The organism is Streptococcus pseudopneumoniae (assembly GCF_038148935.1).
Taxonomy (GTDB): domain Bacteria; phylum Bacillota; class Bacilli; order Lactobacillales; family Streptococcaceae; genus Streptococcus; species Streptococcus pseudopneumoniae_U.
This window is the reverse complement of the sequence record NZ_JBBJZX010000086.1, coordinates 1-8,364: the sequence shown is the minus strand read 5'-3', so window position 1 is coordinate 8,364 and position 8,364 is coordinate 1. Positions and strand designations below refer to the sequence as shown.

Genomic DNA, 8,364 nt, shown 5'->3' with positions numbered 1-8,364 from the left:
GTCGTAATCACTGGCGCATTTGGTTTAACAACTGCCTCATTACTATTACCAGAAGATAAACTATATGAATCATCTTCTAACTCAGTTCCAGTCGCTTTTTTCACTAGTTTCTTATATGTTCCATCAACAATAACATTAGCACTTAATCGTTCCCCTAGTGATAATTCTCTTCTATAATCGGTTTCTGCAAATGTTACTGATGTTTCACTAGGTGTAACAGATTTTTCTGCAACTATATTCCCTTGAGCATCTTTCAGTTGAACTTTTACAGTTGCTCCTGTAGATAACTGCGAACTTGTTGGTAAGTTTGATACCGTAACGGCTGGTTTTTCACCTGATTTACCTTTGAACTCTTCTGCATTCAACGTTGGTGCTTGTGGTTTGACGTCAAAGGTAATAGGTAATAGTTGCTTACGGTTTTCATTATAATCTATCACCCCGTCTTCGTTAGGGAAGTATACACCAATCGTGTCTTCTACTCTTCCTATAGTATTAGCTGTCTTATCTCTACCTGCATTGTAGTAGCGTTTAGAACTCCAAAATCCTTTGACCTTAGTGTCGCCTTGAACTGGATAATCGTGAGTGAAATATCCTCCTCTATTGGCATCAAAATTCCCAAAGTCTGTCCCTACTGTTGTCTCATAACTAGGTTGCGTCAATCTTGCACTATAAGTAGGTAAGTTTACTTCTAAATCATACTTAATCGGTTTGTTTGGATCATCTGTAGCTTGAGAAACCTCTATAATTCCTTTTAAATCTTTGTTTGCTTTACTTACATCTGGAACTTTATCATCTTTCCATTTTACGGTTGCTCCCTTAGGTAGGGTGTTCACGTAACTTGCTGGATTTTGTCCATTAGATAATGTTCCTAATGCATTCACGTGTGTTTGTTTCTTGAGTGTCACTTTATCATATACTTTGACTGGTACATCTATATCTTTGGTACTTGTATCCCCTTGTACACTAACCGTCACAGTTTTATTCGTAGTTCCTACTGTTGCTGTTGATGGTTTGTCATTGTTTTTCCATGATGCAGTAACCCCCTCAGGTACTTCTACAAAGTTAGCTGCAGTATCAATATTTTCAATAGTATCACCTTTAATAGCGAAAATTGCTTTTGGTTTAACAGCTGTAATCGTAATTGTCTTGTCTGCTTTATTTCCGTTCTTGTCTAAGACAGCTACTGTAACAGTATTGTTAGAAACTGTATCTAAAGTACCTGTGATTGATTTAGTTTTTTCATCATAACTTAAACCTGTTGGTAAGTTTGTAACTTTAATATTCGCATCATCAATACCTACTCCTGTATCTGATAGGTCAAGAGGAATATTAAGCGTTTTTCCAACTTCTACTATTTGTGAAGAAGCTCCAATAACTGGCACTGTTCGGTCACCATCAGTAGCCGTTCCAGTTCCCTCAGCACTTTCGATATTTTGAGCGGCAACTTTAGCGGTCACACTTGTCTGATCTTTTACAACTTGGTCTTTTAATGTAATTGCACCAGTGTTTGAATCAATACTAATACCATCTTTTCCACCACTTGTAATCGTCCATTGGTTATCAGTTCCCTTAGTAGCCACAATCGTTGTAGCGGTCTGAGGAGTTTTCGTCACCGTTCCATTATGATCCAATTGATGACTGTCTGCTGGAGTATAACTTGCTTCTAATTTAGTCACATTCGGTTCATCTACAGGAGTTACCGTAACATCTCCATTTGCTTCTGGAGCTATCGTTGGTTTCGTTGGTCTAACGTTCACAGTAGCTGTTACTTCATCACTTGTTTTATCTGAATACGTCACCGTTACTGTCGCTTGTTTTACTCCTGGTGTTGATGTATCTAAAGTCCCTGTCTTCCATGCAAACGTTGTGTCTATCGGTAAATCATTCGCATTTGAAATGCTATCTTTTGCCGTTGGGTTATTTCCTTTATCTACTGTTTTCGCAACTGTCGTTGGTGTATAAATGTCTTTTTGCGCCGGCGCAGTTATCGGAATATCAACAGTTTCTGTAGAGCCATCTGGATACGACACAGTTGCTGTGATATATAACGAACCATCAGCATTTTTATTTACTTGTTTGTTCGATGTAAATGATAAATCCGCTGTATCTTTATCGACATTAACTGTACCTTTATCTGTTCTAAATGTTAACGTGTTTTTAATGCTATTGAATTCCTCATCAGTTAATGTTGAATTAGCTTTTCTAATATCACGATTAATTTGTGGAGTCGTTACAGTCGGCGTATATTTCGTTGCTTGTGTTAATGCTGCAAGCTTCACTATTGTTCTACTATTCGGAGAAGTTTCTTTAGTTCCTGGAGAACCGTGTAATCGATTTCCAGCTGCATCCTCTGCATCTGCCCAGATATAGGCTATTCTCTCCCCATCTGTCCATAATTGTCTTTGAGGATTTTGTTTTGCTAACTTACCTGTAATATTAAGTGTAACAGGTGCTGCATGTTGTGTTTCTGCACTATCTTTAGCAAATCTATTAGAAAAATCAAGATTCGCATTTCGTAAGTCAGTAGAAGATCCACTATATGTAACAAAATCGGCTGATATTAATTTCCCTGAATTATCACTCAACGTTGCCACTGGTATATTAGTGTCTTCTGTTGGTGTGATATATACTACACGATATCCTTCTGCATCTGTTTCCGTATTTTGGAAGTCAACCGTTGGATAAATCGGGTCACCTGGTTTAGCATCACCTGTACCTTCGTCACTTAGAATACCATCCCCAGTAATTGCTTTAACTTTAACAGTTGAACCATCCTGAACTAAACGGTCTTTAATTTTTACAGTACCTGTTGTTCCATCAATAGTAATTGGAGTTCCTCCTCCAAATGACCATGTATCTCCATTTTTAGCTGCAGTATATGTTACCTCTTGTGGATTATCTCCTTGTGTAGTATACGTTACACTTAGTCGATTAACATTCGTTTCATTTCGTTGTGTAATTACTACATCCCCATTATCTTGAGGTGTAACAACTGGAGTTGTTGGTTTTACTCTGAACACAATTGTTTTTTCAATATAACGACGTCCATTAATTTCTGTATTATCTCCAGTTTGTCCAGAAACTACTTCACCAATTCCTTTTGTTCCCGCATAGTCTACTGGGAAATAAGCTCTTGCTTTAACAGTATATTGGCCCGGAGCATTATATTGAAGAGTACGAGTTGTTGATCTTCCATCACTACTTACATAACGGAATGTCATTCCACTTGGGAAATTGCCCTGGTCTGTACGGTTTGTTCCATCATTAACTGTTAAGTAGTGGTTTGGATCCGGAACGTTAATACCTACATTTGCTTCTACAGTAATAGAACTTTGATTTGGTTCTGGTGATCTTGCTTCTTCAAAGTCAACATCTAAGACACGGATACGGAATTTCACTTCCCCTTTGTTTCCTGAATCTACACCATTTGCTCCATCTGAAACCTTCATAGTTACTGTAGACATTCCTAATGTAGCATCAGCTGCAACACGTCCTGAAATCGTATGTCTACCATTTGAATTTACCACTGCTCCCGTAACTGAAACTGTATTATTCGTTCCTCCAAATGTTACGCCTTTTGGTAATCCTTCTACATATTGAAGATTTACACGTCCTGTTGCTTCATTATCATAGAAGCTTAACGGAATATCTAATTGACCATTACGATAAATAGTCACAATTGGAGAATTTGAATCGTCTCCTGATAATTCAGTTGTTCCATTATCAGATGGATTTGTCATTTTCACAGTTGGAGGAGAATCTTCCGTCACAATAAATGTAACTGGTTTTCCAACTCTAGCAGGTGTATAAATGGTTACATCCTTACCATCGATATTTTTATTATAACTTGTTGCACCATTTGCAAACTCAGCAACTACTGTATAATCTGTAACATGCCCTGATGTTGGTAATGTTGTAGTTTGTGCTACCTCTTGATTATTCTTAATCCATTTGAATTGCATTCCGCCTGGGAAATACTTATCGTCTGAATTAACTCTATTGGCTGCTGTAGTTGTCAAGAAGTGATGTGGATCTCCTAATTGTGAGTTTAATCGAACGTTCTTAGGACTATCTTTAACATCAACGTCTACGATCGTATATTTGAATTTATAAGTTTTCTCGTTATTTAACGCATCTTTTACAGTAACACGCGCTTCACGCTCACCTAATGTAGCATCACTATCAACAGTGTTATTTGTTGACAATTGATATCTTGTCCCATTAGGCATATTCTCTGTCTTAGGAGAATCAGCGCTTCCTTGCTTGTTGAACCAAACACCATTTGGAATACCGTCTGCTTTTAGATAAGTCGTTACTCCAGAATTATCATTCACTTCAAATGTTGGATTAAAGTTAGCACCTCTATAAATAATGAAATGATTATCCGCTGCATTTTCAGTCAACTCTTTACCATTCATTTTTACAGTTGGTGGAATTTTATCTGATTTTTCAACTGGAATTTGAATTGTTTCACTTGTTCCATCAGGATAACGAACTGTTGCACCAACATAATAAGTACCATTCGAGTTACGTTTTACTGCTCCGTTTTCATTCATGGTAATGTTCATATCTGGAGTATTATGCGCTACTCTCACATCACCTTTATTAGCTGTAAATGTAATATTGGATTTAATGGCATTAAATTCATCATCTGACAATCTAGCACCATTAGCAGTAACGTCTTTATTAATAGTCTGCGTTGCTACTTGCGGATTATATTTAGCTGCTTGTGACAAAATCTTGAACTGTACACGTAACGGATTTGAATTTTCATTTGATTGGTTTTTCAATTGATTTCCCGCAGCATCCATTGCTGAAACATAACGTGTTACTAATGCTGAATCATTTTCCCAGATATTATTTGTATTCGGATTAATTTTTGGAACTGTTCCCTTAATTACAATATCGTGAGGAGCATTAAAATCTCCATTAGTAGTTCTAGGTTTATCATTATAAGTTAATCCATATTCTAAGTTATAAGATGAACCATTCCCGTGGAATAATACTGTTTCTAATAACTTACCAGAGTTATCTTTTACTGTTCCTAATGTAATAGAACCATTTGATAAGTTTTCTGTTGGTGTAACATAAACTACGCGTTGACCATTCACTACTTCTGTATATTTTGAATTGAATTCAAATGTTGGAGGGACACGATCCCCTGTTTTTGCAATTGCCGTAGTATTATTGCTATTAACACTATCTGATGTTGCTACTTTTGCAGTTACTTGAGAAGCATCACCAACTGAACGGTCTTTAATTGTTACAGCACCTGTATTTGAATCAATCGTTATTCCATCTATTGAAGGGTTATCTAATGTCCAACTGTTACCATTTTTCGTTGCAGTAACTGTTTGTTGTGCACCACTACCATTTGTATATGTGAAACTTAATGTTTTTACATTTGTTTGGTTCGTATGTGCAACTACTACATCCCCATTTTCTTGAGGTGTTACAGTCGGTGCTGTCGGTTTCACTTGGAATTCAATATCTCTAGCAATATAAGCACGTCCACGAATTTCATCGACATTATCTCCTGTAGCATTTGCTGCAGTGACTGATTCGCCATTTGTTGGTACATATGTTGTTGGATAGAAGGCAGCCGCTTTTACAGTATATTTACCAGGATCAGTATATGTTAAGTTTGTCTTATACTCTGTACCTCTAATATAACGGAATGTCATACCACTTGGGAATAAGCTATCGCTTCTTTGTGACCCATCATTTACTGTTAAGTAATTATTTGGATCCCCTACAGCTTGGTTTACTTCTACTTCCTTAGAAACTTTTGAAGCACCGGTTTGCGTAGAAACACCTTGTTCAAAGTCAAGATCTAACACACGAACACGGAATTTCACTTCTTTTTTATTCCCTTGATTTACATCTCCGTTTGCCGCATCCGATACTTTTAATGTAACTGTAGAAATACCTAATCGCGCAGTAGCGTCAACATGACCACGAACGGTATAACTTCCTTGAGCATTTTCAGTTTTTCCTGATTCGCTAATGATTGCATTAGAATTCGCAGAAGCATTTGCATTGAACCAAACACCGCTAGGAAGTCCAGAAACATACTGAATGTTTACTTTACCAGCCGCATTGTTATCGTAATATTTTAAAGGCAACTCAATATTTGCACCGCGATAAACATCAATAGTTGGTGCATTTGAAACATTATCCGTTAATGTTGTTTCAGCATTATTTCTTATTTTATCAACAATTTTTACAGTTGGAGCCACTCTGTCAGGTTCAGGTGTTGGTGTTGCAGGCGCACTAAAAGCTGATTCTACTTTTCCATAGTTATTTGTTACACTTGTTTTAGCTGTAATCCCTGTTGACGGTAATGCTTTTGATACCGTAATTGTAGCAGTTGTTCCAGTAGTTTTCCCAGTTCCAATAATCGTACCATCACTATATAAGGTCACTATAGAATCCTTAGGCACTCCATTACCTACATTTACAGTAACCGTTTGCCCAGTCTTCCCTGCTTTTTCATTTACAGAACTTTGATCAATAGCAGGTTTATGTGGAATAACCTTTAGTGTGGCAGTAGTAGTATTTGAAGTATTGTCGCTGTAGGTAGCTTTTACTTGATGATTGAATACTCCTGCTGTACTAGTACTTGGTTCCCCATTTAGCCAACTCCAATGCATGTCACCAGGGAAATCTTTAGTATCATTATCTCGAACTACAAAACCTGATGCTACAGGATTACTTACATTTCCAAGAGATTCCCCAACTGTTGTTGTAACTTCTTTCCCTTTTATAGGATATAATTGTGCATCTGGTTTACTTTCCAATCTCGTTCCAGTAGCAGCATACACATATGCCTGAAGCGCAGTGATAGCTTTTCCTTCTTTAGCGGTTACAGCTATTGCACCCGCTTTTTTGGCTTGTTCAGGAGTAACATTATCTCTCAAACGCATCTTAACATGATATTTATAAGCATAATTTCGCCCACCGCTTATAGTTAATAGCTGAGAATAAGACAGTTCAGGAAGACTCCCTTTGGGGTCATTATTTAATCTAATAATACGATTTAACTCTTCATTAGTTTGTAAGTCTTTTAACATTTGTTGTACCTGACTAGGATTTCCCCTAGCAGGACCACCATCTAATTGATAAAGACTAATCCTATCGCCCCATTGGCTTCTGGTACTATCATCCTGATTACTTCTATTTCTCAAAAGCTTTTCAAGTGCATTATACGTATCTACTTTAGTAAAATTTCCAGGATTTTCAGAAAGCAGTCCAGTACCTGCATTATTTTGATAACGTTCATAGTAAGCTTCAGCAATAGTATCCCCTACATATCTACCACCGCTATACAAAAGATCACGAGGAGGATAAAACCAAAATGCATCTCCAGTAGTTCCATTCAAAGCTTTACCATCATTTTGGAAGTAAACATCATAAGTAATAAACTTCTTGCCGTCTTCTTGACTATATTTGGCCTTCATGAATGTTTTTTCAATTGTTCGGGCACGTTGACCAGTAGTTGTTCCACCACCATTAAATTTATCCTCTGATATATACTCTTTTACGTTATTTAACGCGCCTTCCACACGTTCACCATCTGCCCTAAATCCAGTCCCTTCACCCATACTTTGACCATTACGTGAATCACGAGATCCAGTATTAGCAATCGTATTTTTGCCTTCTTTTACTACTTTTTCAGGAGCATTAGCCTTCGGCATTGAAGATAATACAAAAATTTTCTCATTAAGTTTTTTAGCTATTGCATCAATTTCAGCTTGTGTTAACTCATTATTATTTAATGCATTTTTAGCATTTTCTAAATCTGCTTGGATTGCAGCAAGAGTTGAAGCTGGAGCTTTTTCTTTGTTGACTTTATCCAAGAGTTCTTGAACGTTTGTGATACTAGCTTGTAACTGAGACTTATCTAATGTTTGTTTCTCTGCCACTTTATCAGCACCAGCATCTTTAGTTGCAGTTATGGCGCTAGTAGATGTGCCGTTATTTAGAGAGTTAGTTTCTACGGCTTCTGGATTTTTAGCTGGTTCTTCTCTTTTCTCAGATTCCTTGGCTACCTCAACTTTTTCAGTTTCCTTGGTTTCCTCAATTTTTTCTGTTTTACCAGGCACTACCAGAGGCGATTCCTCCTCATTTGGATTCGGTGCGCCTATGACAGATTGGTTTTTATCATCTATCACATCCGCACTAACGGCATGCGTACCTAAAAACATCAGTGCTGCTACAGCTACTGAAGCCGCACCAAAGCTATATTTACGAATAGAATAGCGCAAAACCTTGTCACTCTGATGACGTTTCATTCGACTGAATGACTTATTTTTATGTTCCATTTCTCCTCCTAAGGAAAATATAATAAAAAAGCAATCTTTA

General features: G+C 37.2%; 1 protein-coding gene. It reads right to left on the bottom strand.

What is annotated here, in order from left to right; translation table 11 throughout:
- Positions 1 to 8,324, bottom strand: an 8,324-nt coding sequence (locus WKI42_RS08570; RefSeq protein ID WP_368081697.1) for a Rib/alpha-like domain-containing protein, incomplete at its 3' end; no start/stop codon positions are given.
- Positions 8,325 to 8,364: the final 40 nt, after the last annotated feature.